Consider the following 23696-nt stretch of genomic DNA (forward strand, 5'->3'; position numbering starts at 1 on the left):
GCGGGTTCCGGGGCGGGTGAGCGGGAAGGTCACGATTCGGGTTGGTCTGTATGCAGTGTCAACTGTTCGGGCTCGCGGCCGCCGTTGCGGTGGTGGCGTCGGTCCCGGCCACGCCGTAGGGCCGGTCCTCCGCTCTGCCCACGGGGTGGCCGTTCGCCGTAGGTTGGGCGGATGACGGCCGAGTTCGGGACTTTCGCGCGCACCGCCACCGGTTTCACCCCCCATCCGTACCAGGCGGCTCTGGCCGCCGAGGGGCTGCCCGCGCTGCTGGAGGCGCCTACCGGGGGCGGCAAGACGGTGGCGGCCGTGCTGCCGTGGCTGTACCGGCGGCTGGTCTCGGCGCCCGGGGACACGCCGCGGCGGCTGGTGCTGGCGCTGCCGCGGCACAGCCTCGCCGACCAGACGTTCGGCCGGATCGCGGGGTGGCTGGAGCGCCTGGGGCTGACGGGCGGGGTGGGGCTGCACCTGCTGGCGGGCGCGGCGGCGCAGGAGGGCGGGTGGCGGCGCGCGCCCGAGCGCAGCGCGATCCTGGTCGGCACGCACGACATGCTGCTCAGCCGGGCGCTCATGCGCGGCTACGCGGACGCGCGGACGATGGCGCCGGTGTCGTACGCGCTGCTGCACACGGACGCGCAGTGGGTGTTCGACGAGGCGCACCTGCTCGGGCCTGGCCTGTCCACCGGCGTGCAACTCCAGCTGTTGCGCGATGAGTTGGGGACGGCGGCGGCGACGCGGACGATGTGGATGTCGTCGACCCGGGGGCCGGCGGGCCTCGGCGGCCGGACGGTGCGCGTGCCGGACGCGGCCGGGACGCTGCGGCGGATCGCCCGGCTGGACGTCGCGCCCGGCCGGTACGCCGCCGAGCTGGCGCAGGCCGTCGCCGGTGCGCACGTGCCCGGCACCCGGACCGTCGTGGTGCTCAACTCACCGGAGCGGGCGCGGGCCGTGCACGCGGGCCTGGCCCGGCTGGGGTGCGCGGCGCTCCTGCTGCACCCGCACGCGCGGGCCGCCGACCGCCGCCGCGCCCTGGCCGCCGCCGAGGACGGGGGCGACCTCGTCCTCGTCACCACCCCCGCGGTCGAGGCCGGCCCGGACCTCTCCGGCCGCACCGTGGTCACCGAACTCGCGCCCTGGGCCTCGCTGGTGCAGCGCGCCGGGCGCTGCAACCGGTACGGCGAGCACCCGCAGGGCGGCGACCTGCTGTGGTGCACGCCGCCCGGGGGCGGGGACGCGGACGTCGCGCGCTGGCTGACCGCCCACGAGGGCCGGGCCGTCACCCCCGGCGACCTGCTGGCGGCCCGCGTCGGGGCGCCGCCCGTGCCGCCGGGGCCCGGCCGCGAGGACGTCCTGGCCCTGTTCGACTCCCCCGTCGGCCAGAACGACACGGTGGACCGGTGGATCTGCGCGCCGTCCGACGTCGACTCGCTGCCGGCGCTGGCCGCCTGGCGCGCGTGGGAGTCCGGCGCGCCCGGCGAGGAGGAGCCCGATCCGGCGAGCGCCGAGCTCTGCCCGGTGCCGCTCGGCGAGCTGCGCCGGCTGCCCGCTGGCCGGGCCTGGCTGCGCGACGCCCTCGACGGCCGGTGGCGCCCCGCGCGGCCGCAGGACCTGCGCCCCGGCGTCCGCGTGCTCCTGGACGCGGGCGCCGGCGGCTACCTGCCGGACCTCGGCTGGAGCCCGGAGAGCCCGGCCCCCGTCCCGTGCGAGGCCCTGGGCCCGCGGACGCCGGGATACGGCTGCGCCGCCTGGATCGGCCTGGACCAGCACCTCCAGGAGACCGCCGAGGAGGCGGCGCTGCTGCTCACCGCACTGCCCGAACTCCCCACCGAGCTGGGCGAGGCCGTCGTCGGGGCCGCCCGCTACCACGACCTCGGCAAGTGCCACGACGCCTTCCAGGAGAAACTGCGCGCCGGGCGCACCGACCCGCCCGCCGGCCTGCTCGCCAAGTCCAGGAACGGCACCGACCCCCTGCCGCCCTACCGCCCGGCGCGCCCCTACTTCCGGCACGAGCTCGTCAGCGCCCTCCTCCTGTGGCACGGCGGCCACCACCCCCTGGTGACCTACCTGGCCGCCGCCCACCACGGGCACGTCCGCCTGACCGTGCGCCCGTGCGGCGACGAGGCCCCGCTGCTGCTCGGCGTCGCCGACGGCGACCGCACCCCGCCCGTCGACCTGTCCACCGGCGAGCACTTCCCCGCCCGTACCCTGCGCACCGCCGGCTTCCCGCAGGCGTGGGCCGAACGCGCCCTCGCCCTGCGCGACGCCCCCGCCCTCGGCCCGTTCCGCCTCGCCTTCCTCGAAACCCTCGTGCGCGTCGCCGACTGGCGTGCCAGCGCCCGCCACGACGGGCCCCTGCCGACGGCGTCGGACCGCTGACGGACGATGTGCCGGCCCGAGTGGACGGGTGTGATCTTCAGGGCGTGGAAGCGTGCTGCGCGAGGCCGGCGTGCCGGCCGACGTCGGGGACAGCCGAAACGCCCCGGGCCGCCGGCGGGGTGCCGGCGGCCCGGGGCGTGGGGCTTGGGGTTTTACCTGTAGCGGTAGCGGATGCGGCCGCGGGTGAGGTCATAGGGGCTGAGCTCCACGAGGACGCGGTCCTCGGGGAGGATCTTGATGTAGTTCTTGCGGATCTTCCCGCTGATGTGGGCGAGCACGACGTGCCCGTTCGGGAGCTCCACCTTGAAGTTCGCGTTGCGAAGGCACTCGGTGACGGTGCCTTCGACTTCGATGGCTCCTGCTGCTTTGGTCATGGTTTCTCGTTTCCGGTCGGTGGAAAAGACGGACTGCGATTGCGGTTGCGCCGCGCCCTGGCGGGTGTGGCCGGGCGTCAGCGGCGGACGAGTTCCAGGATGCTGCCCACGCGCTCGGCGCCCACGCCTTCGAGGAGGGCGACGGCCGCCGTGTTGGTCTCGTCGGCCTCGGCCCAGGCCGAGGCCGTCCCGGCGTGGTGCAGCGAGCCCAGCGTGTGGGCCAGCAGGGCCCGGGCTATGCCCCGGCGGTGGGCCTCGGCCCGGACGGCGATCAGGCCGATCCTGGGCCGGCGGGTCACCGGGGCGAGACGGAGCAGGCCGAGGTAGCGGTCACCCTGCTGGGCGACGACGTACTTCGACGGGTCGACGACGGTGGTGCCCGCCGGGCGGGGCAGCACTTCGGCCGGCATGGCCGGCCAGCCGGGGCCGGCCGCGACCTCGTCGCGCACGACGCGGTCCAGGTCGCGCAGCGGGCCCTCCTGTGCCCGGCCAGCGGGCACGATCGTCACGCCCGCCGGGGGACGTGCCGGGGCGAGCCCGGTGGTGTGAGGGTCGGTGGGCACGACGTAGGTCCGCTCGCGACGGGCGGTGGTGAAACCGAGCCGCTGCCAGGCGGCCACCGCGTCGTGGTCGGCCTCGTCGGCGACGGTGTGCAGGGGCGCCGGCAGGTCGGCGAGCATCGCGGCGGCCAGGCGGTCGCGGGCCGCGTCGTGCCAGGCGTCGACGCTGACGAACAGCCGCCCGTCGGGCCTGCGGGACGCGTCGCCGTGGCCGACGACGAGGTCGCCCTCGACGGCCTGCCACTGGGTGTCGCCGACGCGGGTGACGGTGAGCGCGTGTTCGCGCGGGGAGGGGGATGCGTTCATGGTGACGCCTTTCGGGAGTGCCTTGACACGGGGGCTCCCGGGCGACACCGACGTCAATCGCCCACCGTGACGACCAGGGGGAGCACCCACACGGATACAGCCTTCATGGGTGTCACACCTCCTCACGTTCTTTTCACGGCTTCGCAGACACTAGCAGCCCTCCGCCGACCGTCCAACCGATTTATCGCGTGGCCGTATACCGATCGTCGACCGGCTGTTGACGCGCGGCGGCCAGTCTCCCGGTACGCACCGGTCCGATCCGCGGGCCGTCACCGAAGGGAGACCCGTCGTGCTGCGCAAGACCCGCGCCCTGCTGGCCGGTTCCGTCGCCGTCCTGGCCCTCAGCCTCTCCTCGACCACCTTCACCGCCTCGGCCGCCGGGGACCAGAGCGGCATCGACGCCTGCGCCCGCGAGGCGAAGTGGGCCGGCTTCGCGAAGGACAAGTCGGCCGAGGGCCGCAACGACGACGCGATCTACGCGGTGGCGATCGCCATGGCCGAGTCCGGCTGCGACCGCCTGGCCGTCCACACCAACCTGCCCACCGACCCCGACCCGGGCACCAAGGACCTCGGCGCCTGGCAGATCAACGAGAAGTGGTACCCCGACGTCCACTACCACGACGCCGGGGTCGTGACGCCCGAGAACTGGCAGGACATGGGCTGGTCGGCGCGCAAGGCCCACGCGATCGACGACGACGGCACCGGCCGCGGCTGGGCCTCGTGGGCGGCCTGGCACCTGGGCACCTACCAGCAGTACCTCGGCCAGGCCCGCGACGCGGTCTACCGCGTCTGGTGACGCCCCGCCGGTGACGCCCCGCCGGGCGTGACACCCCTCCCCCAGCCCCCGGGCCCGGACGGCCGCCTCCCCCTCGGCCGCCCGGGCCCGGGCCCGTTCGCGCGCCGCCGCCGGCCGGTGTCGGTGCCGCACGGGAGGCTGCCGCGACGGCGGACACGCGGCGGGCGAGGGGACGGGAGGACCGGCGGGACGGGTTTCGGGGACGGGGCCCGGCGGCTGGTGCCGCAGGAGGAACTTCTCGGCGGGATCATGATCGACGGGTCCGACTTCCCGTGGCCGGAGGGGCGCTTCGTCCCCACGCCGGCGTTCGCCGCCGTGAAGCCGTGGTTCGAGGAGCCGTCAGCGGCGTCGGCCGGCGCGCAGTGCCGCGCCGCCGGCGGCGACCAGGGCGAGGGCGCCGACCGCGGCGGCCGCCAGGAGGCCGTCGTCGGCTCCGGTGGCGGCCAGCGCCGGAGCGGCCGAGGCGGAGGCACGGGACGAGGGCGAAGACGAGGACGAGGGGGGCGCAGCCGGGGCGGAGGAGGGGGTCGCGGTGGGCACGGGTGCGGCGGTGACCGGGGCCGCAGTGGGGGTGGTCGTCGGCGCGGCGGTGGGCGTGAGTGTGTCGGTGGGCGTGGGCGTGGGGGTCGGGGCGCAGGCCGTGCCGCCGTTCCAGGAGGCGATCATCAGACCGGAGAACGGCTCGTCCGGGTAGTGCGGCAGCGGGTGGTCGCTGTCGGCGCCGTCGTACTTCTCGCCGACCGCGTAGAGCGCCAGCTCGCCGTAGCACCGCGGCAGGTGGCCGGTGACGTCGAGGGTGTCGCGGTAGTGCGCGCGGGTGAGCGTGGTGGTCGCCCAGCCGAGGAAGACCTGCCGGCCGGAGGTGGCCCAGGTGGGGCCCTGCGTGGCGTAGGAGCCGAGCGAGAGGTGGTAGTCGCAGCCGGCGGCCGGTTCGCCGGCCAGGCGGACCTGGACGGTGGCGGACTCGGCGGGCATCGTGGCGCCGGCCGTCCAGTGGGCGCCGCCGTCGACGGAGTACTGGACGGGTGCCCGCCCGCAGTCGGGGTCGGCGTGGGCGGCCGGTGCCGCGATGGCGGCGGCTGCGGCGGTGAGGCCGAGGGCGGTGAGGGCGGGCAGGCTGCGGCGGAGGTGATCGTGCATCAGGATGTGCTTTCGTCGGGCGGGTTGGACGGTTTGCGGGGACGGGAGCGGCTTCAGTGGGCCGCGGCCGTGAGGGCGGGGCCGTCCGTGGGGGTGGTGGGGGGCTCGGTGTGGCCGTCGTCCTCGATGTCGACGTGCGGCAGCAGGCGGTCGAGCCAGCCGGGCAGCCACCAGTTGGCGTCGCCGAGCAGGACCATGGTGGCGGGCACCAGCAGGCCGCGCACGACGGTGGCGTCGAGGGCGACGGCGGTGGCCAGGCCGATGCCGAACATCTTGACGACGGGGTCGGCGGAGAGCAGGTAGCTCAGGAAGACCGCGACCATGATGAGGGCGGCGGAGCTGATGATCCGTCCGGTGGCGGAGAGGCCGGTCACCACGGCGCGGCGGTTGTCGCGCTCCCGCAGGTACCCCTCGCGCACGGCGCTGAGCAGGAAGACCTCGTAGTCCATCGACAGGCCGAAGAGCACGGCGAACATCAGCAGCGGCACGTAGCCGGGGATCGGGACGGCGCCCTCCAGGCCGATCAGCCGGGCGCCCCAGCCGTCCTGGAAGACCGCGGCGAGGACGCCGTAGGCGGCGGCGACCGACACCAGGTTCATGACGGCGGCCTTGACGGCGACCAGCGGCGCGCGGAAGGCCAGGAGCAGGAGCAGGCCGGCGACGGTCAGGACGAAGCCGACGACGAGCGGCATCCGCCGCGCGATCCGCGCGTTGAGGTCGGCCTGGGCCGCCGGGGCGCCGCCGACGTGCACCACCTGGCCGCTGCCGGCGGTGGCCGCGGGCAGGACCTGCGAGCGCAGACGGTGGACGAGCGCGGGGGTGGCGGCGTCGGACGGGGCGGTGGCCGGGGTGACCTGCCAGCGGACGGTGCGGCCGTCGGCGGCGAGGGCGGGCGGGCCGACGGCGGCCACGCCCTCGGCTCCGCGCAGGGCGGCGGTGACGGCCGTCAGGCGCGGGTCGGTGCTCCCCGTGCCCGCCGGCACCGGTGCGGGCAGGACGTCGACGACCTGGAGCACGCCGTTGGCGCCCGGCCCGAAGGCCTGGGCCATGCGGTCGTAGGCGGTGCGGCTCATGGTGCCCCGGGCCTTGCTGCCGGCGTCGAGCTGGCCGAGGTGCAGGTGCGCCGCCGGGGCGGCGAGGACGCCGAGCAGGGCGAGGCCGGCCAGCAGCAGGGGCCAGGGCTTGGCGGCCACGAGGGCGGCGATCCGGCCCCAGCCGCGCGGGCGCCCCTGCGGGGCGGGGGCGGCCGGACGGGGCGTCAGGCGCCCGCCCAGCAGCACGAGGACCGCGGGCAGGAGGGTGAGGTTCACGCCCAGGGCCGTCACCACGGCGATCGCGGGCGCGAGGGCCAGCGCGTACAGCAGCGGCAGCCCGCCCAGGGCGAGGCCGGCCAGGGCCGCGACGACCGCGCTGCCGGCGAAGGCGACGGACTTGCCGGAGCCCGCGGTGGTGCGCACGGCCGCGTCCTCGATGCCGGCCCCGGCCGCGCGCAGGTCCCGGAAGCGGGTGAGCCCGAAGAGGGTGTAGTCGATGCCGACGCCCAGTCCGATCATCGCGGCGATGGTCTCGCCGGCCTCGGGGACGTCCATCAGGTGGCCGACCAGGCCGAGCACGGGCAGGGCGATGCCGAGGCCGACCGCCCCGGCGAGCAGCGGCAGGCCGGCGGCGAGGAGGCTGCCGAGGGTGAGGGTGAGGACCAGCAGGGCGGCGGCGAGGCCGATGGCCTCGCTGCGCCCGGTGCTTGCCCGGTCGACCGCCGCGGCCAGCTGGCCGCCCGGGGTCACCTCGATGCCGGCGGCGGTGGCCGGTGCGGCCGCGGCGAGCACCGCGTCGGTCATCGCGGGCGTCACCTCCCGGCCGGAGACGTCGAGTTCGACCGAGAGGTAGGCGGTGTGGCCGTCGGCGGCCATCGCCGCGGCGCCGGCCGGGTCGTAGGGCGTGGTGACGGCGACGACGTGCGGCACCGCGGCGATGGCGGCGGCGGCGCTGCGCACCGCGGTGGCGGCGTCGGGGGCGGTGAGCGCGGCGGCGCCCGCCGGGGTGTGCAGCAGGACCGGCTGCTTGCCGGAGGCCGCGGCGGGGAACGCGCGGGTGGCGACGTCCAGCGCGGCCTGGCTGTCGCTGCCGGGGATGGAGACGTCCTCGCTGGTGACCCGCCCGAACAGCCCGACGGCGGTGAGCGCGGCGGCCAGCAACAGGAGCCAGGCCGCGACGACGCGCTTGGGTCTGCGGGCGCACCAGCGCCCCACCGTGGTGAACATCTGCGGCGAACGGCCTTCCGTACGCGGTGGGTGGCACGGACGCCCCCACCGAAACTGATTGCACTCACCGTGCAATGCGTACACTTGCACTCGCGGTGCAAGAAAGTCAACGAGAGGGCGGAGGAGCCCACGTGAAACGGTCCGAGACCGCCGCGGCCGCCACCGACGGGCGCACGGAACGCGGGCGGCAGACCCGCGAGAAGATCGCCGACGCGATGCTGTCGCTGATCGACGAGAACCAGGCGCACTTCCCCGCCGACAAGGTGGCCGAACGCGCCGGCGTCTCCCGCCGGCTGGTGTTCCACCACTTCGCGGACATGGCCGAACTGGCCGAAGTGGCCGTCAACCGGCGTCTGGAGCAGCTCGCGGCCCAGATCAGACCGCTTCCCACCGAGGGGCCGAGGGAGCCGCGGATCGCGGCCCTCGCCGAACAGCGCGCCCGCATCCTGGAGGGCGTCACCCCGGCCAGACTCGCCGTCATGCGGCTGGAGAACCCGTCCCCGCGGATCCAGGAGGCCATCCGGCAGATGCTGGACTTCGCCCGCCTGCGACTCACCCAGATCTTCGCCGCGGAACTCGACCCGCTCCCCGAACCGGCCCGCACCGACCTGCTCAACGGCCTGGACGCGGTGACCACGTGGAGCGCCTGGCACCACTGGCGCAGCTCCGGCCAGAGCCAGGAGGAGGCACGGCACACCATGGCCGCCACCGTGCGCACGCTCCTCGCGGGCGCCGGGCGGACGCCGGAGGGCTGACGGGGACGGACACCCGGCCAGGACGACGACACGGCCGGTGGGCGCCGTGGCGCCGGCAGCCGGCGCCCACCCGTCGCGCTAGGTGCTGGGAATGCCCACCGACAGCTTCTCCCCGTCCACCAGCAGGCCGAAGAACGCAGCCGCGAACATCGACATCGCGGGCGCGGCTGCGGGGCGCCCCGAGAACCCGGTCAGCACCGCGCTGACGATCGCACCGACGAAGGTCACGGCCAGCAGGACCTTCCAGTACCACCCCTGCCCGTCCCCCTGCGGGTTCGCGAGGGTGCCCATGATCAGGCTGACGATCCCCGACAGTCCGAGCTGGCCCAGGTCGGGCGGGTGGTGCCGCGGCAGTTCGCAGGCCAGGAACACGGTGATCAGCGTGAGTCCGGTCATGGCGAATCCCGTGACCCAACGCTCCGGGATCTTCAGGGTGTTCGCAGTCTTGGTGCGAGTGGGGTCGTCGCTCACGGGGGGACTGTAGGCGCCGCCCCCGGCCGCCCCCGCCCGCCGGGCACGCCGCGCCCGCACCTGCCGCCCGGGTGGAGCAGCCGGGGCGGCGGGAGGGAGACGGACGGCCCGGGCGGGAAACAACCCGCTCTTGCGGATGACGAGCGCGTGCAACTATTGTTCCAGCAGATAGTGCACCTGCAATCAACGTTGCCCGGGGAGCCGCCATGAGCACGACCCTCTTCACCCCCTACGCGCTGCGGGACCTGACCGTCCCCAACCGCGTCTGGATGCCGCCGATGTGCCAGTACAGCGCCGCGCCCGACGGCACGGCGGCCGGGGTGGCGACGGACTGGCACTTCACCCACCTCGCGGCGCGGGCGGCCGGCGGCACCGGGCTGATCATCGTGGAGGCCACCGCCGTCTCCCCCGAGGGCCGCATCAGCCCCTACGACCTCGGGCTGTGGAACGACGCCCAGACCGAGGCGTTGCGGCGGATCACCGCCTTCCTGAAGGAGCAGGGCAGCGTCGCCGCGATCCAGCTCGGCCACGCCGGGCGCAAGGCCTCCACCGAGCGGCCCTGGGTCGACCGCGGGCGCGCGCTCGCCCCGCACGAGCCGCACGGCTGGACGCCGGTGGGGCCCAGCGCCGTCGCCTTCTCCCCCGAGCACACCACCCCGCAGGAGCTGACGCGCGAGCAGATCGGCGACATCGTGCGGCAGTTCGCGGACGCCGCCCGGCGCGCGCTGGAGGCCGGCTTCCAGGCGGTCGAACTGCACGGCGCCCACGGCTACCTGATCCACCAGTTCCTCTCCCCCGCGAGCAACCACCGCACCGACGAGTACGGCGGCTCGTTCGAGAACCGGACCCGCTTCGCCCTGGAGGTCGTCGACGCCGTGCGCGCCGTGTGGCCCGAGGAGCTGCCGCTGCTGTTCCGCGTCTCGGCCACCGACTGGATCGCCGAGAACCCCGAGGACGGCCGCGAGGGCTGGACCCTGGAGGAGAGCGTGCGCCTGGCCAAGGAGCTCCAGGCCCGCGGGGTGGACCTCATCGACGTCTCCACCGGCGGCATCGTCCCCGACGCGAAGATCGAGGCCGCGCCCGGCTTCCAGGTGCCCTTCGCCGAGGCGATCCGCAGCGGGGCCGGCATGCCGGTGGCGGCCGTCGGCCTGATCACCGAGCCCGCCCAGGCCCGCGACATCCTCGCCGGCGGCGGGGTCGACGCCGTCCTGATCGGCCGTGAGCTGCTGCGCAACCCGTCCTGGGCGCGCCACGCCGCCGCCGCGCTCGGCGGGCAGGTCCACGCGCCGGTGCAGTACCACCGCGCCTGAGCGGACCGGCCGCCCGCTCCCGGGGGCGGGCGGCCGGAGCGCGGCGCTCAGGACGCGAGCAGCCCGGTGACCAGGCGCACGGCCTCCGGCACCCCGACGTGGTCGTCCGGCGCGGCCCCGAAGTGCCCGCCGGTCGCCCTCAGGACGCCGGTCGCACCCCTCGACCACCTGCCCCTCGACCCCGCCGAGGCCCCCGGCCACGTCGCCCTGCTCCTGGACGGACTGCGCGGGGGCGGCGGGAAGTGATGTGACCTCCGGTACCGCCCTGACGCAGACTGGGTGTCGATCACTCGACCGACTGAGGACGGACCCATGGCTGACCGGCCGCTGACCCTGATGGCAGTGCACGCCCACCCGGACGACGAGGCGACCGGAACGGGCGGCGTCCTCGCCCGCTACGCCGCCGAGGGCATCCGCACCGTGCTCGTCACCTGCACCGACGGCGGCTGCGGCGACGGCCCCGGCGGCGTCAAGCCGGGCGAGCCCGGACACGACCCGGCCGCCGTCGCCGCGCTGCGCCGCAAGGAGCTGGAGGCCAGCTGCCAGGTCCTCGGCGTGAGCCACCTGGAGACGCTCGACTACGCCGACTCCGGGATGATGGGCTGGGCGGCCAACGACGCCCCCGGCTCGTTCTGGGGCACCCCGGTCGCCGAGGGCGCCGCCCGCCTGGCCGAGCTGATGCTGCACTACCGGCCCGACGTCGTCGTCACCTACGACGAGAACGGCTTCTACGGCCACCCCGACCACATCCAGGCCCACCGCATCACCATGGCCGCGCTGGAGCGCAGCGGGCTGAGGCCCAAGGTGTACTGGACGACCGTGCCGCACTCGACGATGCGCCGCTTCGGCGAGGCCATGCGGGAGTTCTCCGACGACCAGGGCCAGGAGCAGGAGCGGCCCGTGGAGGCCGAGCTGCCGGAGCGTCAGGCCGAGGAGATGCCGGAGATCGGCCTGCCCGACGAGGCCGTCACCACGTGGGTGGACACCACCGAGTTCGGCGGGCAGAAGTTCGACGCGCTGCTGGCGCACGCGAGCCAGAGCGAGAACATCTTCTTCCTGCGCATGGGCAAGGAGCGCTTCACCGACCTGATGGGCCTGGAGACGTTCGTGCGCGTGCGGGACACCACGAACGCGCCGCTGCCCGAGGACGACCTGTTCGCCGGCCTGCGCTGACGCCGGGTCACGTCGACGGCGCCCCGCTCTCTCCGAGCGGGGCGCCGTCGCGCTTCGGTCAGCGGCCCGTGGCGGTGACCGGGTCGGGGGCGGGCCCCTGGGCCGGGGCGGGGATCACGGCCCTGCGGGCGTGCAGGACGGTGGCGCCCAGCGGCAGGGGGCTCCGGCCGGCGAGGTGGAGGCCGGCGTCGGCCAGGAGGTGCGCGTAGTGGTCGGCGCGGCGTTCGCGGCCGCCGACGTTGCACATCATGTGGAGGTCCCAGGCGGTCGCCAGGGAGGGTGATCCGTCGGCGGGCAGGACGCGTTCGACGATGAGCAGGTCGGCGTGGGCGGGCATCGCGCGGGCGCAGTGGCGCAGGATCTCGCGGCAGCGCTCGTCGTCCCAGTCGTGCAGGACACGGGACAGGACGTAGACGTCGCCGCCGGCCGGGACGTCGGCGAAGTCGCCCGCCCGGTAGGCGCAGCGCTCGCCGGTGCCGGCCGCGTCCAGCAGGCGGCGGGCGGCCTCGACGGCGTGCGGGCGTTCCAGCAGGACGCCGCGCAGGCGGGGGTGGGCGGCCAGGATGCGGCCGAGGAGTTCGCCGTTGCCGCCGGCGACGTCGACGACGGTCGCGGGGGCGGGCGCCTGGGCGGCGGCCGTCAGGACGGGGTGGGCGGGCAGCGGCTCGAACATGCGGGAACTGGCCGCCATGGAGCGGTCGAAGAGCTCGGCGAGTTCGGGGTCGCGGGCGAAGTGGTCGAAGTGGTTCTCGCCGAAGAGGTGGTCGAAGGCGGTCTGCCCGGTGCGCACGGTGTGGGCGAGGTGGCCGAAGGACTCGTAGAACGGACCGCCGTACATCAGGGCCAGCGGGCGCATCGAGCCCGGGGTGTCGGTGCGCAGCAGGGCACCGAGTTCGGTGAGGCGGAAGCCGTCGGGGGTCTCGGTGACGGCGCCGAGCATGGCGAGGTAGCGCAGGAGGGTGGCCAGGCTCTGCGGGTGGGTGCCGGTCGCGCGGGCGAGGGTGTCGGGGGCGGTGGCGGTGGTGGTGTCGAGGACGTCGGGGAGCTTCAGTTCGGCGCTGACGGCGAGGGCCTGGGTCGTCCACGCACCGGTCATCAGGCGCAGGAGCGTTTCGGCGGGCTGGTGGGCGCGGGAGTCGTGGAGGTGGGCGGCGAGGGCGGGGCGGTGGTCGCCGGGGACGTAGAGCTCGATGCGCCGGTAGCCGGCCTCGGCGTCGGCGGGGGCGGTGAAGTAGAGGACGGTGCCGTCCTCGTGGGGGTTGTAGCCGCCGCCGTCGGGGGCCGCGCCGTGGCGGGTGAGGAGGTCGCACAGGCCGCGCAGGACGAGCGGGTCGGGGCGGGTGACCTCGAGGGCGAGGTGGGCCTCGTGCTCGTGGGCGCGTTCGTGGGCGGCGAGGTGGGCGAGGGCGGAGCCGGGCGGGACGGTGAGGGTGAAGACCTCGACGAGGCGGGGTTCCCCGGCGGGGCCGGTGACGGGCGGGCGCAGGATGCGCACGTCGAGGGCGGCGGGGTCGAGGCCGTGGCGGTGGGCGAGGCGGTCGCGGACGACGACGCTGGGGTGCTGGGCGGTGTCGGGGTCCAGGGCGCAGGCGGCGAGTTGGGCGCGCAGCGTGGCCTCGTCGGGGGGCAGGAGGAGCAGGGCGGCGTGGGCGAAGTGGCAGTGGTCGGCCAGCGCGCGCAGTTCCGGGCCGTCGAGGCCGGGCAGCAGGAGCGGGAGGAGGGTGGTGGTGTCCTGCTGGCGGACGAAGTCGGCGGTCGCGCGCAGGCGGGTGGCATCGTCCGGGGGCGTCGTCTCGTCCCGGGGCGTCGTCGTCATCGAGGGGGCAGTCCTTGCGTTCGGTGCTCGTGAGGGTGCGGTCGTGCGGGCGTGCTCGTGCGGGCGCGTGCTCGTGCGGGTGGTGCGGCTGTGGCGCCTTCAGATGCCGACGTAGCTCTCGGCGAACCAGTCCTGGAAGGCGCGGGAGGTGCGCAGCGAGTCGAGGCGTGAGCGCCGCATGGATTCGTGGAAGAACGATTCGCCGTCCGGGCCGGGCGGGGTGTGCAGGAGCTGGATCATCCAGTGCGAGAACTCCTGGGCGCGCCATATGTGGGTCAGGCAGGTGTGCGAGTAGCGGTCGAGGGGGCCGGTGTCGCCGTGGGCGAGGGTCTCGGTGAGGGCGTCGGCGAGGAGTTCGGCCTCCAGGACGGCGAGGTTGGCGCCCTTGGCGGCGGCGGGGGCGGGCAGGCTGGCGGCGTCGCCGGCCAGGAGGAGCGAGCCGTGGCGCAGCGGTTCGATGACGTCGGATTCGAGGTCGATGACGGTGCGCTGGATGATCGGGCCGCGGTGCAGGGGGTGGTGGTCGGCGCTGCGCATGCGGGTGTCGAGTTCGTCCCAGATGCGTTCGTCGGACCAGGCGCCGGGGTCGGTGCCGCGGTCGCACTGGAGGTAGTAGCGGGTGACTTCGGGGGTGCGGGCCATGTGGCCGGCGAAGCCGCGGCGGTGGACGGCGTAGCCGACGGCGTCGAGGCTGGGCGGGGCCTGGGCGAGCAGGCCGAGCCAGGAGATGCCGTGGTCGCGGTGGTGGCGGGGGGTGCCGGGGGGCAGGGAGCGGCGGGCCGCGCCGTGGCGGCCGTCGCAGCCGGCGACGTAGCGGGCCTGCCAGTGGACGGTGCCGCCGTCCCCGTTCCCGTCCCTTTCCGTGTCGGTGTCGGTGTCGGTGTCGCGGGTGGCGACGGTGGGGCGGGGACCGTCGGCGCCGTGGACGGCGAGGGCCTCGGTGGCGAAGCGGATGCGTCCGCCGGCGGCCAGGTAGTGCGCCAGCAGGTCGGTGACCAGGTCCTGCTGGGGGTAGACGGTGTGGGCCTCGCCGCGGCCGAGGCGGGCGTAGTCGAGGCGGAAGCTGCCGCCCTCGGTGCGGAACTCGCAGGTGCCGTGGGGCTGTCCGCGCCGGTGCAGGCCCTCGGCGAGGCCGTGGCGGTCGAGCGTGCGCACGGTGTTGGCGGCGAGGAAGCCGGCGCGGGCGCGGGTCTCGACGTGGGCGCGGTCGGCGCGTTCGAGGACGACGCAGTCGATGCCGCGGGCGTGGAGGAGGTTGGCGAGGGTGAGCCCGGCCGGTCCGGCGCCGAGGATGACGACGTCGGCCTTCTCCCGGGCCGTGCGGGTGCTCTGACTTTGGGTCACGGAAATTGGATCTTAATCACCCGTGGATACAGCTCAGGCCAGGAATCACTCGAAGTGGTGAGAGGAATGACGGTCCGTGGTCGAGGTGGCGCCGCTCGTCCCTGGAGTGGGCTTCCGTCGCCACCGAGAGTGACGAAGTCGGCGGGGGAGGCGAGGGTGAACCCGGCCGGTCCGGCCGGGCGTGTCAGGGGGCCGGTCGGGGTGGCCCGGGCGCCGCGCCTCAGCCGTCCCCGTCCTCCTTGCGGCGCCGCTTGGGCGGGGCCGCGGGTTCCGGGGTCGGGGTGCGGGGCGTGGCGCGCAGCATGACCGTGTAGTTGCGGTGGACGAAGAGCCGGTCGATCTCCGGGGTGCTGGAGGAGCCGACCCCGCAGCAGGCGTAGTGGACGGTCAGCGGCCCGGCGTCCGCGTCCTCTTCCCGGCGGGCGGCGGCGAGTTCCTTCACCTTGTCCTGCAGGGTGCCGGTGCCGACCGAGACGGCTCCCTCGGCCAGGTGTTTGGCGTCCAGGGGCATCAGCTTGTAGTTGATGACCTCCTCGCCCGCGCGGAAGGTCTTGGGGTAGTCGGGCGGCATCGGCTTGCGCTTGTTGGTGGGCCCGACCAGTTCGAGGTCGTCGGTGCCCGGTGGTTCGCCGGACTCGACGAGTTTGGCGACCTCGTTCTCCAGCCACGCGCCGGGCGGGGCGTAGACGACGAGTTCGATGCCCTCCGGCACGGTGAAGGTGGCCTTGAGCGCGCGGCTGCGCGGGTTGTCGGGGTTCCTGGGCAGGCGCTGGGGGTCGCCGAAGCGTCCGTGGCCGCTGATCACGGCCGGGCCGGTCTGCGGTCCGGCGGCGGTGTCGGTGTCGGCCGGCATCCGCTGGAGGGAGGGTGCGCGGGCGGCGAGCATCCGGCCCACGGCGGCGTTGCCGACGCGGCGCTGGAACTGCGTCAGGTCGCCCGGCCGGCCCCGGGTGGCGGACGACGCGGCCGGGGCGGCGGCGGCCTCGCGCGGTGTCCCGCGGGTCCGGCGGCCCCCTGGTGCGTGCATGGCGCTGGCCCCCTCCGGCCCGGGATTCACGCGGCGGCGTGCTCGGGACGTGACGTTAGTGGCCCGCGGCGGCCCTGGGCAGGGCGCCGCGGCCACCCCCCGGGGCAGACCTGGCTGCCCCCGGGGGGTGCCACCGGGGGGCGCGCGCCCCCCGGTGGCCGGCGGGTCAGGCCTTGACGGTGAGCCAGGCGCCGAGGCCGTTGCAGCCGCGGGCGTCGTAGGTGGTGCTGCGGTAGCCGGCCGGGATCGGCGAGTACGGGCAGGTCCAGATGCCGTTGCGGACCAGTTCGTGGAACCAGGCGCCGACGCCGCTGCAGCCCTGCGGGTCGTAGCCGGTCAGCACGTAGCCGGAGACGATCGGCGAGCCGGAGCAGGTCCACAGCCGGTTCTGGGCGGGCCGCTGGAACCAGGCGCCGTGGTTGTCGCAGCCGCCGCTGTTGTACATGGTGATGACGTAGCCGACCGGGACGGGCGCCCCGGAGCAGCTCCAGCCGCCGGCCGCGGAGGCCGTGCCGGCGGCGGCCGTGCCGGTGAGGGCGGCCGCGAGCACGGCGACCGCCGCGGCCGCCCTCCCCAGGCGGGTGGTGAGCTGGCGCAGGATCCTGATCACGGCGACACCGTTCCGATCGGTCGTCCCCCGGCCGTCGCAGCGGCGCGGGAGGGCGTAACAGCGGGGACGCGCCGCACCCTAGCGGCGGCGATCACACCACCGATAGATCCCCATCAAAGGATCTTCACACCTGACCGAAAACGATCGCACGCACCGGCGCCGGCCCCGGAGTCCCGACCGGACCGACCGGACCGACCGGACCGACCGGACCGGCCAGTCCGTGAATTCTTCTCGGCGGAACGGATTTTGACGGTACGTCGACAGCCGGGCGGGTAACGTCGGGGCTCCGGGCCGTTCGGGTGCGACGAGGGAGAGAACGTGGCGAACGTCAGTCGGCGGGGGTTCATCGGTGCGGCCGCGCTCGCGGGCGCCGGGGCCGCGATCGGGCCGCTCGCGCCGCCCGCGCTCGCGGCGGGGGACGCCGAGGGGGGCCGCCGGTCGCGGACGCTGACCTTCACCGCGGGCACCAACGCCTGCGCCGCCGTCTCCCCCGACGGGCAGCGCCTGGTCATCGAGGTCCAGGGCGTCCTGTGGGCGCTGGCGCGCGGCGGCGGCGAGGCGAGCGCGCTGACCGCCCCCGGGCTGGAGCCGACGCGCCCGGTGTGGTCGCCCGACGGCTCGGCGCTCGCGTTCTGCGCCTACCAGGGCGGCGGCTTCCACCTGTGGACGATGGCCCCCGACGGGTCGAACCCGCGTCAGCTGACCTCCGGCCCCTGGGACGACCGCGGCGCCGCGTGGTCCCCCGACGGCCGATTCCTCGCGTTCTCCTCCGAGCGCGGCGGCGACGCGGTGACCGGCAGCTCCTACGACATCTGGACGGTCGAGGTCGCCACCGGACGCCTGACCCGCCTGACCGACCGCGCCGACGTCGAGGACTACGACCCGACCTGGCACCCGGACGGCGACCGCGTCCTGTTCGTGCGCGCCGACGCCGCCGGCGCCCGCACCATCGCCGCCGTCCCCGCCGCCGGCGGCCCGGTGGGCGTGCAGCGCACCGTGGACAGCGGCAGCGTCGCCTGCCCGGCGGTCGCGCGCGACGGCCGGGTGGCGTACGTGTGGTTCGGCGAGGTCTCGGCCTCCTACCAGGTCGCCGGCTCGTCGCTGGCCGTCGACGGCCGGATCGTGTCCGGCACCGAGGACGTCGCGCCGCTGCCGCCGTCCTGGACGCCCGAGGGCGGACTCGTCCACTTCGCCGACGGCCGCCTCACCGAACGCTCCCCCGCCCTGGACGACGCGCACGAGATCCCGTTCACCGCCCGCCTGGACGTGCCGCGGCCCCGCTACCGCCGCAAGGCGCGCGACTTCGGCTCCACCGACGAGCGCGACGTGCGCGGCGTCCACCTGCCCGCGCTCTCCCTCGACGGCCGCTCGGTCCTCTTCTGCGCGCTGGGCGCCCTGTGGCTGGCGCCGATCGGCGCAGCGCCCCGCAAGCTCTTCCAGGCCTCCCCCGACCACTACGTGCAGATGCCCTCCTGGAGCCGCGACGGGCGCAGCGTGGTGTACGTGTACGACGGCGACGCGGGCGGCGACGGTCTGGGGGCCGTGCACCGGCTGGTGCTGGACGGCGGGGCGGACACGGTCGTGGCGCGCGGCGGGCGGTTCAACCCGGCGCTGTCGCCCGACGGCACCCGCCTGGCCTGCCTGGACGTCACCGGCACCCTGCTGGTCGTCGACCTCGCGACCGGCGCGGAGACGAGGCTGGCGGCCCCGCTGGGCGGCAACGGTCTTCCCGGGCGGCCGAGTTGGTCCCCGGACGGGCGCCACATCGCGCTGTGCGACCGCAACCGGCTCAACCACCGCTTCCGCGAGGGCTACAACCTGGTGCGCGTGGTCGACACCCGCGACGGCAGCGCGAAGGCCTACCTGCCGCTGCCGGACACCTCGGTGGCCGACCGGTGCGACAGCGGCCCGGTGTGGTCGCCGGACGGCACGCTCCTGGCGCTGGTCGTGGAGTCGGCGCTGTGGGTGCTGCCGGTGGGCGCGGACGGCACGCCCGCCGGCGAGGCCCGCCGGCTGACCGACGAGGCGGCCGACCACCCGTCCTGGTCGGGCGACTCCCAGCGGCTGCTGTACCTGTCGGGTCGGCGGCTGCGGCTGATCGGCCGCGACGGCGGCGGGGCGAGCACCGTCGCGCTCGCGCTGCGCACCGCCCGCAGCCTGCCGGCGCGCTCGGACGTCACGCGCATCCACGCCGGGCGGCTGTGGGACGGCACCGGCGAGGACGTGCGCGAGGACGTCGACATCGTCGTCACCGGCAACCGCATCACCTCCGTCGAGCCGCACCGCTCCGGCGCGCGCCGCGCCGGGGAGCGGCTGGTCGACGCCACCGGCTGCACCGTGCTGCCGGGCCTGTGGGACTCCCACACCCACCCGTACCAGAACACCTACGGCGGGCGGCAGTTGCGCCTGAACCTCGCCTACGGGGTGACCGGCACCGCCTCGCTGGGCGGCTTCGCCTACGAGCAGGCGCGCCTGCGCGAGTCCGTCGAGGCCGGGGAGATGACCGGGCCGCGGTTCCTGAGCACCGGCGAACTGCACGACGGCGCCCGCGTCGCCTACAGCATGGGCCGCGCCCACCGCACCGCCGAGGGCGTGCGGCGCAGCCTGGAGCGGGCGGCGGCGCTGGAGTACGACTTCGTCAAGACGTACGTGCGGGCGCCGGCCTCGACGATGGCCGAGGCGGCGCGGGTGGCGCACGAGCTCGGGGTGCCCTCGGGCAGCCACCTGCTGACGCCCGGGGTGCAGGTGGGGCAGGACCTGACGACGCACCTGCAGGCCACCCAGCGCCAGGAGTACGGGCGGGTGTCCTCGCCGACCGGGCGCAGCTACCAGGACGTCCACGAGATCTACCGGGGCGGGGACTTCGCGATCGTCATCACGCCGTTCTCGGCGTTGTGCCTGGTGGGCGCGGACCCGGCGCTGGCCGAGGACCCGCGGGTGACGGCGCTGATGCCGCCGTGGGACGCGGCGGTGATCCGCCAGCAGGCGAAGACCGCGCCCACGCCGGACCAACTGCGCGCCCTGCGAAGGGAGATGGCGGTCTACCGGCGGATCCTGGACGACGGCGGCGCGCTGGCGATGGGCACCGACGCGCCGCTCACCCCGATCGGCCTGCAGGTGCACCTGGGGCTGCGGGCGCTGCACCGCTACGCGGGGCTGTCGCCGGCGCAGGCGCTGCGCACGGCGACGGCCGCGCCGGCGCGGCTGTGGGGCGTGGCGGACGACCTCGGCACGGTGGAGGAGGGCAAGCTGGCGGACCTGCTGGTGGTGGACGGGGATCCGCTGCACGACCTCGCGGACCTGGTGCGCACGGCGTGGGTGATGCGCGACGGGGTGGTGCACCGGCCCTCGGACCTGGTGGACGGCGGCGGGCCGGGGGCGAAGCGGTCGGCCGTCGCGGCGGCGGCGCCGGGGGTGGACTGGCTGGCGGTCGGCGAGGCGCTGCGGCGGGAGGGCTGCTGCGCGCTGTGAGACCGGCGGCGACCGTGGAAATCGCTGTCCGACCGCCGGAGCACAGTGATAGACATCCGGCGTGGAAAAGAATCTCGAGTTCCCTGACCTGCTGCGACTGATCGATGAACGGTCGACCGCCTTCCGCGCCACGGTCGCCGCCGCGCCCAGTCTCGACGCACAGGTGCCGACCTGCCCCGGGTGGACGCTGTTCGATCTGGTGAAGCACCTGGGTGGGGGGGACCGTTTCTGGGCCGCCATCGTCGGCGCGGGGCCTGCCGACGCTCCCCCGGCCGAGGCCCTCGCCGCGCGCACCGCTCTGGAAGTCCCGCGGGAGCGTGAGGCCCTGCTGGCCTGGCTGGCCGCGTCGACGCGGCTTCTGCTGAGCGCCCTGCGCGAGGCGGGACCGGAGAGCGGTTGCTGGACGTGGTGGCCTGCGTCGCAGTCACCGCAGACCGCCGGCGGTAGCGCCCGGCACCGGGCCCAGGAGAGCGCGGTGCACACGTACGACGCCCAGCTCGCCGTGGGTGCCCCGCAGCCGCTGCCGGTCGAGCTGTCACTCGACGGTGTGGAGGAGTTCCTGTTCACCGTCTGCGCGACGCCGAGCGCCTGGCCGCACAAGCCCACGGCCTTCGACTTCCACGCCTCCGAGGGCCGCTCCTGGCGCCTCACGGTCGACGGCGACGGCGCACGCACCACCCGCATCCCCGCGCCCACTGCCGCGACCGGCGAGGGCCCGGACGCAGCCGGCGCCTCCGTCCACGGCACGGCCAGTGAGTTGGTCCTCTACCTGTACGACCGTATCCAGGCCGCCTCCTTGCACGTTGACGGAGACGCAGGGCTGCTCGACCTGCTGCGCGCCTGGGAGCCGGAGGAGAAGTAGGACGCAGCGGGGCGGTTGGCCGCGCCTCCAGCCGGTAGGACACGGCTCGTCGCCGGGTTCGTCAGTTCGCCGGAACATGGCGGTGTCCGCGCATCCGTCCCGCAGGTCCCGGTGGGCGCCCGGGGTCGGCTCGGTGCGGTGGCGGAGTTCGCCGGGCACGCGCTGCGGCGGTCCATGACCGCCGGGACGGCAGCCGGGGCGCGGGGTTCACCGGGATGATCCGTGGGCGTCCGGCGGTGTTTTCCGGCGACCGGGACGCGTTCTGGGGTTTTGTGCAACGAGACGTCAATTATGCCGTATAGGTGCGCATTTGCTCTTTGACGTGCACGGATGCGAACCGGTACCGTCCGGCTGGTCTTTTCTTTGCCAGCTCTGGGGGGGTGCTGGCACCTCCCGGGCGTGTCCTTTCGGGAGAGTTTGTGCACGGGGAACGCGTCATACGCGGAATTCGGGGACCGGCCTGGCCCGTGGGCCCGATGACGGTGGTGGAGGACTGCTCCCACCGGGGCGCCGCGCAGGTCCCGGCCGGTCACAGCGTGACCCTCGGCGCGGGCGACGAGAAGTTCGTGTCCGCCGTCTGACGGCGGACAGCGGCGGGGCGGGCAGCGATGCCCGCCCCGCCGCCGGTTTCACCCGCACCACCTCCAGGGCCCGCCGGCGCGGATTGCGGACGCCTGCGGCCGTCACGGCACTCCGGTGCCCGACTCACGCATGGATTGCGACATTCGATGAAACTGTCATTCACCTCACGGGCCCGGTCGCGTCTCGCGGCCGGGTTCGTGGCGGGCAGCCTGCTCACCGGGTTGCTCTCGACCCCCGTACTGGCGGACGACGCGCCGCCGGCCACCGCGGCCAGCCCCGACCGGGTTAGGGCCGTCGCGGCCTGGCAGGCCGGCGGGCCGGCCGTGCGCCACGCCGCCGAGAGCGCGCTGACCGGCTCCGCCGACGACCTGAAGGCGTTCCTGGCGACCGGTCAGGCCGCGGCGAGCGACCAGGACCTGCGCACCAAGATCGAGCAGCTGATCGCGACCTCCGGCCCCGGGGTCCGCGCGGCCGGCACCGCCGCGCTCGCCGGATCCGCCGACGACCTGCGGAAGTTCCTCGCCACGGGCGCCAAGAAGGCCTACGAGGACGACCAGCGGGTGAAGGTCTCCCAGCTCATGGCCACCGGCGGACCGGGTGTGCGGGCCGCCGCCGCCAAGGCCATGGACGGCAGCCTGGACGACGTCAACCAGTTCCTGAACACCGGCCAGTTCAAGGCCAGGGACGACGACGACCGCGTCCACCTCTCGCAGCTGATGGCCTCGGGCGGGGACGAGGTGAAGAAGGCCGCCAACACCGCGCTCAACGGCTCGATGGACGACGTCCAGCAGTTCCTGCAGTACGGCTACCAGACCGCGGCCGCGCACGACCAGGAGAAGCTGACGGTCGCCCAGCTGGCCGACCTGACCAAGACCGCCTCCGACCAGGCCGGCCAGCAGGCCCGCACCGCCCAGGAAGCGGCGGGCAAGGCCTTCGACGCCACCAAGCTGGCCAAGGAGGCCGCCGAGCGCGCCGCCAACGAGACCAAGGCCGCCCAGGGCTCGGCCGGCGCCGCCTCCAGCGCCGCCGGACGCGCGGCCGACGCCGCCTCGCGCGCCGCCACCGCCGCCCAGACCGCCTCCGCGGCGGCCAGGGCCGCCAACGAGGCGTCCCGCCAGGCCGCCAACGCCGCCGCCAACGCGGCCGCCGCCGCGACCAAGGCCGGCAACGCCGCCTCCCAGGCACTGGCCGCCGCGGCCGCCGCCGCGGGCGACGCCAGCCAGGCCGACGCCGCGAACAGGGCCGCGGCCACCGCCCGCGACGCCGCCGTCAACGCGCGCACCGCCGGCGAGGCCAGCCAGTGGGCCGGGGTCGCCGCCACCCAGGCCGGCGAAGCCGCCAAGTCCGCGGCCTCCGCCGGTGCCAACGCCGCGGCCGCCGCCCAGGCCGCGGCCGACTCCGCCACCTACGCCGGCGTCTCCGACGCGGACGCCGCCCAGGCCCGCCTGGCCGCCGCCCGCGCCAAGAGCGCCGCCGCGGAGGCCAGCCGCGCGGCCAACGCCACCGTCGCGATCGCCGGCCAGGCCGCCGCCGCGGCCGGCGACGCCCAGCGCGCCGCCAACGACGCCGCCGCCCACGCCGAAGCCGCCGCCACCGCGGCCGAGCAGGCCCGCCAGCACGCCACCGACGCGTCGAACTGGGCCAACGTCGCCAAGGCCGCCGCCGCGGCCTCCGACAACGCCGCCACCTCGGCCGCCAACTCCGCCACCCAGGCGCACAAGGTCACCGACATCGCCCGCGCCTCGGACCAGGAGCGCCTGGACGAGCAGCAGGCCATCGAGATGGCCGCCGCCGACGAGGCCTCCCGCGAGGCCGACCTGAAGGCGAAGACCGCCGCGTGGGAGTCGGGCAAGGCCACCCAGTTCGCCGCCGACACCGACCAGCTGATCAAGGACGCCACCGCCTCCGGCGTCGACCCGAAGACCGCCGTGCTCAAGGGCCGTCAGGCCGCCTTCCGGCTGCTGGCCGCCGGCGGCCCGTGGACCAAGGCCGCCGCGCAGAGCGCGCTGGAGGGCGACGACAGCGCCGTCCAGGCCTTCCTGTCGACGAACCTGGGCGTGGCCCGGGACCGCGACGACCGCACCAGCGTGATGGCGATCGCCCAGGCGCCCGGCAAGCTGGAGAAGCGTCTGGCCGCCGAGACCGCGTCCGTCGGCACCCCCGACCAGGTGAAGGCGTTCCTGGCCACCGGTCAGTACCCGGGCAAGGACGACGACGACCGCGTCGCCCTCTCCCAGATCATGGCCGCCGGCGGACCGGGCGTGAAGGCCGCCGCCGGCAAGGCCCTGGACGGCACCATCGACGACGTCCGCGCGTTCCTGGCCGTCGGCCAGTTCAAGGCCCGCGACGACGACAACCGCGTCCTGGTCACCCAGGCCCTGGCCACCGGCGGAGCCGAGGTCAAGGCGGCCGCCCAGGCCGTCCTGTCCGGCCCCGCCGACCGCCTCGTGCCGTTCCTGCAGACC

18 protein-coding genes are annotated in these 23696 nt (G+C 75.5%); 9 read left to right on the forward strand and 9 right to left on the reverse strand.

Annotated features, from left to right (window positions below):
• Positions 1–171 precede the first annotated feature (171 nt).
• Positions 172–2373, forward strand: coding sequence for a CRISPR-associated endonuclease Cas3'' (locus PUR71_RS22175; protein ID WP_329928820.1), 2202 nt, complete (start codon positions 172–174; stop codon positions 2371–2373).
• Between the two features lie 152 nt (positions 2374–2525).
• On the opposite strand, the gene infA is transcribed toward PUR71_RS22175, so the two are convergent.
• Both infA and PUR71_RS22185 read right to left on the reverse strand, forming a co-directional pair.
• Positions 2526–2747 (reverse strand): translation initiation factor IF-1, encoded by a 222-nt coding sequence (gene infA / locus PUR71_RS22180; RefSeq protein WP_329928821.1) that lies wholly within the window; start codon positions 2745–2747, stop codon positions 2526–2528.
• Positions 2748–2824: 77 nt separating this feature from the next.
• Positions 2825–3613 (reverse strand): GNAT family N-acetyltransferase, encoded by a 789-nt coding sequence (locus tag PUR71_RS22185; protein WP_329928822.1) that lies wholly within the window; start codon positions 3611–3613, stop codon positions 2825–2827.
• A gap of 289 nt (positions 3614–3902) precedes the next feature.
• On the opposite strand from PUR71_RS22185, the gene PUR71_RS22190 reads away from it, so the two are divergent.
• The gene (locus PUR71_RS22190) at positions 3903–4409 is read left to right on the forward strand and encodes a hypothetical protein (protein ID WP_329928823.1); all 507 of its coding nucleotides are present in this window, start codon (positions 3903–3905) and stop codon (positions 4407–4409) included.
• Positions 4410–4748: 339 nt separating this feature from the next.
• Here PUR71_RS22190 and PUR71_RS22195 read toward each other — a convergent pair whose 3' ends face one another.
• Both PUR71_RS22195 and PUR71_RS22200 read right to left on the reverse strand, forming a co-directional pair.
• Positions 4749–5549, reverse strand: coding sequence for a hypothetical protein (locus PUR71_RS22195; protein ID WP_329928824.1), 801 nt, complete (start codon positions 5547–5549; stop codon positions 4749–4751).
• A gap of 53 nt (positions 5550–5602) precedes the next feature.
• Positions 5603–7810 carry an MMPL family transporter gene (locus PUR71_RS22200; protein WP_329928825.1) on the reverse strand — a complete coding sequence of 736 codons (2208 nt, stop codon included), beginning with the start codon at positions 7808–7810 and terminating at the stop codon, positions 5603–5605.
• A 131-nt stretch (positions 7811–7941) separates the two neighbouring features.
• Here PUR71_RS22200 and PUR71_RS22205 point away from each other — a divergent pair, with 131 nt between their 5' ends.
• Entirely contained in the window at positions 7942–8565 is a 624-nt protein-coding gene (locus PUR71_RS22205; protein WP_329928826.1) for a TetR/AcrR family transcriptional regulator, read from the forward strand.
• A gap of 78 nt (positions 8566–8643) precedes the next feature.
• On the opposite strand, the gene PUR71_RS22210 is transcribed toward PUR71_RS22205, so the two are convergent.
• Positions 8644–9036 (reverse strand): hypothetical protein, encoded by a 393-nt coding sequence (locus PUR71_RS22210; RefSeq protein ID WP_329928827.1) that lies wholly within the window; start codon positions 9034–9036, stop codon positions 8644–8646.
• Positions 9037–9242: 206 nt separating this feature from the next.
• On the opposite strand from PUR71_RS22210, the gene PUR71_RS22215 reads away from it, so the two are divergent.
• The 3 genes from PUR71_RS22215 to PUR71_RS22225 all read left to right on the forward strand — a co-directional run bounded on the left by PUR71_RS22215 (position 9243) and on the right by PUR71_RS22225 (position 11519).
• On the forward strand, positions 9243–10346 hold the full coding sequence (locus tag PUR71_RS22215; protein WP_329928828.1) for an NADH:flavin oxidoreductase/NADH oxidase: 1104 nt from the start codon (positions 9243–9245) through the stop codon (positions 10344–10346).
• A gap of 66 nt (positions 10347–10412) precedes the next feature.
• Complete coding sequence (locus tag PUR71_RS22220; RefSeq protein WP_329928829.1) at positions 10413–10592, forward strand: hypothetical protein; 180 nt, start codon at positions 10413–10415, stop codon at positions 10590–10592.
• A gap of 66 nt (positions 10593–10658) precedes the next feature.
• Entirely contained in the window at positions 10659–11519 is an 861-nt protein-coding gene (locus PUR71_RS22225) for a PIG-L family deacetylase (RefSeq protein ID WP_329928830.1), read from the forward strand.
• Between the two features lie 58 nt (positions 11520–11577).
• Here the strand turns inward: PUR71_RS22225 and PUR71_RS22230 are convergent, their stop codons facing one another.
• From PUR71_RS22230 to PUR71_RS22245, 4 genes are all read right to left on the reverse strand, one after another.
• Positions 11578–13335 carry a methyltransferase gene (locus PUR71_RS22230; protein WP_329928831.1) on the reverse strand — a complete coding sequence of 586 codons (1758 nt, stop codon included), beginning with the start codon at positions 13333–13335 and terminating at the stop codon, positions 11578–11580.
• Between the two features lie 99 nt (positions 13336–13434).
• The gene (locus PUR71_RS22235) at positions 13435–14679 is read right to left on the reverse strand and encodes a 4-hydroxybenzoate 3-monooxygenase (protein WP_329928832.1); all 1245 of its coding nucleotides are present in this window, start codon (positions 14677–14679) and stop codon (positions 13435–13437) included.
• Positions 14680–14899: 220 nt separating this feature from the next.
• Positions 14900–15706, reverse strand: a complete 807-nt coding sequence (locus PUR71_RS22240) for a putative adhesin (protein WP_329928833.1) — start codon at positions 15704–15706, stop codon at positions 14900–14902.
• Positions 15707–15872: 166 nt separating this feature from the next.
• Entirely contained in the window at positions 15873–16316 is a 444-nt protein-coding gene (locus tag PUR71_RS22245; RefSeq protein ID WP_329928834.1) for a hypothetical protein, read from the reverse strand.
• Between the two features lie 318 nt (positions 16317–16634).
• Here PUR71_RS22245 and PUR71_RS22250 point away from each other — a divergent pair, with 318 nt between their 5' ends.
• The 3 genes from PUR71_RS22250 to PUR71_RS22260 all read left to right on the forward strand — a co-directional run.
• Positions 16635–19787 (forward strand): amidohydrolase family protein, encoded by a 3153-nt coding sequence (locus PUR71_RS22250; protein ID WP_329928835.1) that lies wholly within the window; start codon positions 16635–16637, stop codon positions 19785–19787.
• Between the two features lie 61 nt (positions 19788–19848).
• Complete coding sequence (locus tag PUR71_RS22255; protein ID WP_329928836.1) at positions 19849–20649, forward strand: maleylpyruvate isomerase family mycothiol-dependent enzyme; 801 nt, start codon at positions 19849–19851, stop codon at positions 20647–20649.
• Positions 20650–21377: 728 nt separating this feature from the next.
• The coding region (locus PUR71_RS22260) for an ALF repeat-containing protein (RefSeq protein WP_329928837.1) at positions 21378–23696 on the forward strand (2319 nt) is incomplete at its 3' end.

This window comes from Streptomyces sp. SP17BM10 (assembly GCF_036322405.1).
In the GTDB taxonomy this organism is placed as follows: Bacteria; Actinomycetota; Actinomycetes; order Streptomycetales; family Streptomycetaceae; genus Kitasatospora.

Coding starts and splice junctions, on each gene's coding strand:
- PUR71_RS22195 (WP_329928824.1), bottom strand. CDS start 5,549: ATGCACGATCACCTCCGCCGCAGCCTGCCCGCCCTCACCGCCCTCGGC.
- PUR71_RS22240 (WP_329928833.1), bottom strand. CDS start 15,706: ATGCACGCACCAGGGGGCCGCCGGACCCGCGGGACACCGCGCGAGGCC.
- PUR71_RS22175 (WP_329928820.1), top strand. CDS start 172: ATGACGGCCGAGTTCGGGACTTTCGCGCGCACCGCCACCGGTTTCACC.
- PUR71_RS22185 (WP_329928822.1), bottom strand. CDS start 3,613: ATGAACGCATCCCCCTCCCCGCGCGAACACGCGCTCACCGTCACCCGC.
- PUR71_RS22225 (WP_329928830.1), top strand. CDS start 10,659: ATGGCTGACCGGCCGCTGACCCTGATGGCAGTGCACGCCCACCCGGAC.
- PUR71_RS22215 (WP_329928828.1), top strand. CDS start 9,243: ATGAGCACGACCCTCTTCACCCCCTACGCGCTGCGGGACCTGACCGTC.
- PUR71_RS22230 (WP_329928831.1), bottom strand. CDS start 13,335: ATGACGACGACGCCCCGGGACGAGACGACGCCCCCGGACGATGCCACC.
- PUR71_RS22200 (WP_329928825.1), bottom strand. CDS start 7,810: ATGTTCACCACGGTGGGGCGCTGGTGCGCCCGCAGACCCAAGCGCGTC.
- infA (WP_329928821.1), bottom strand. CDS start 2,747: ATGACCAAAGCAGCAGGAGCCATCGAAGTCGAAGGCACCGTCACCGAG.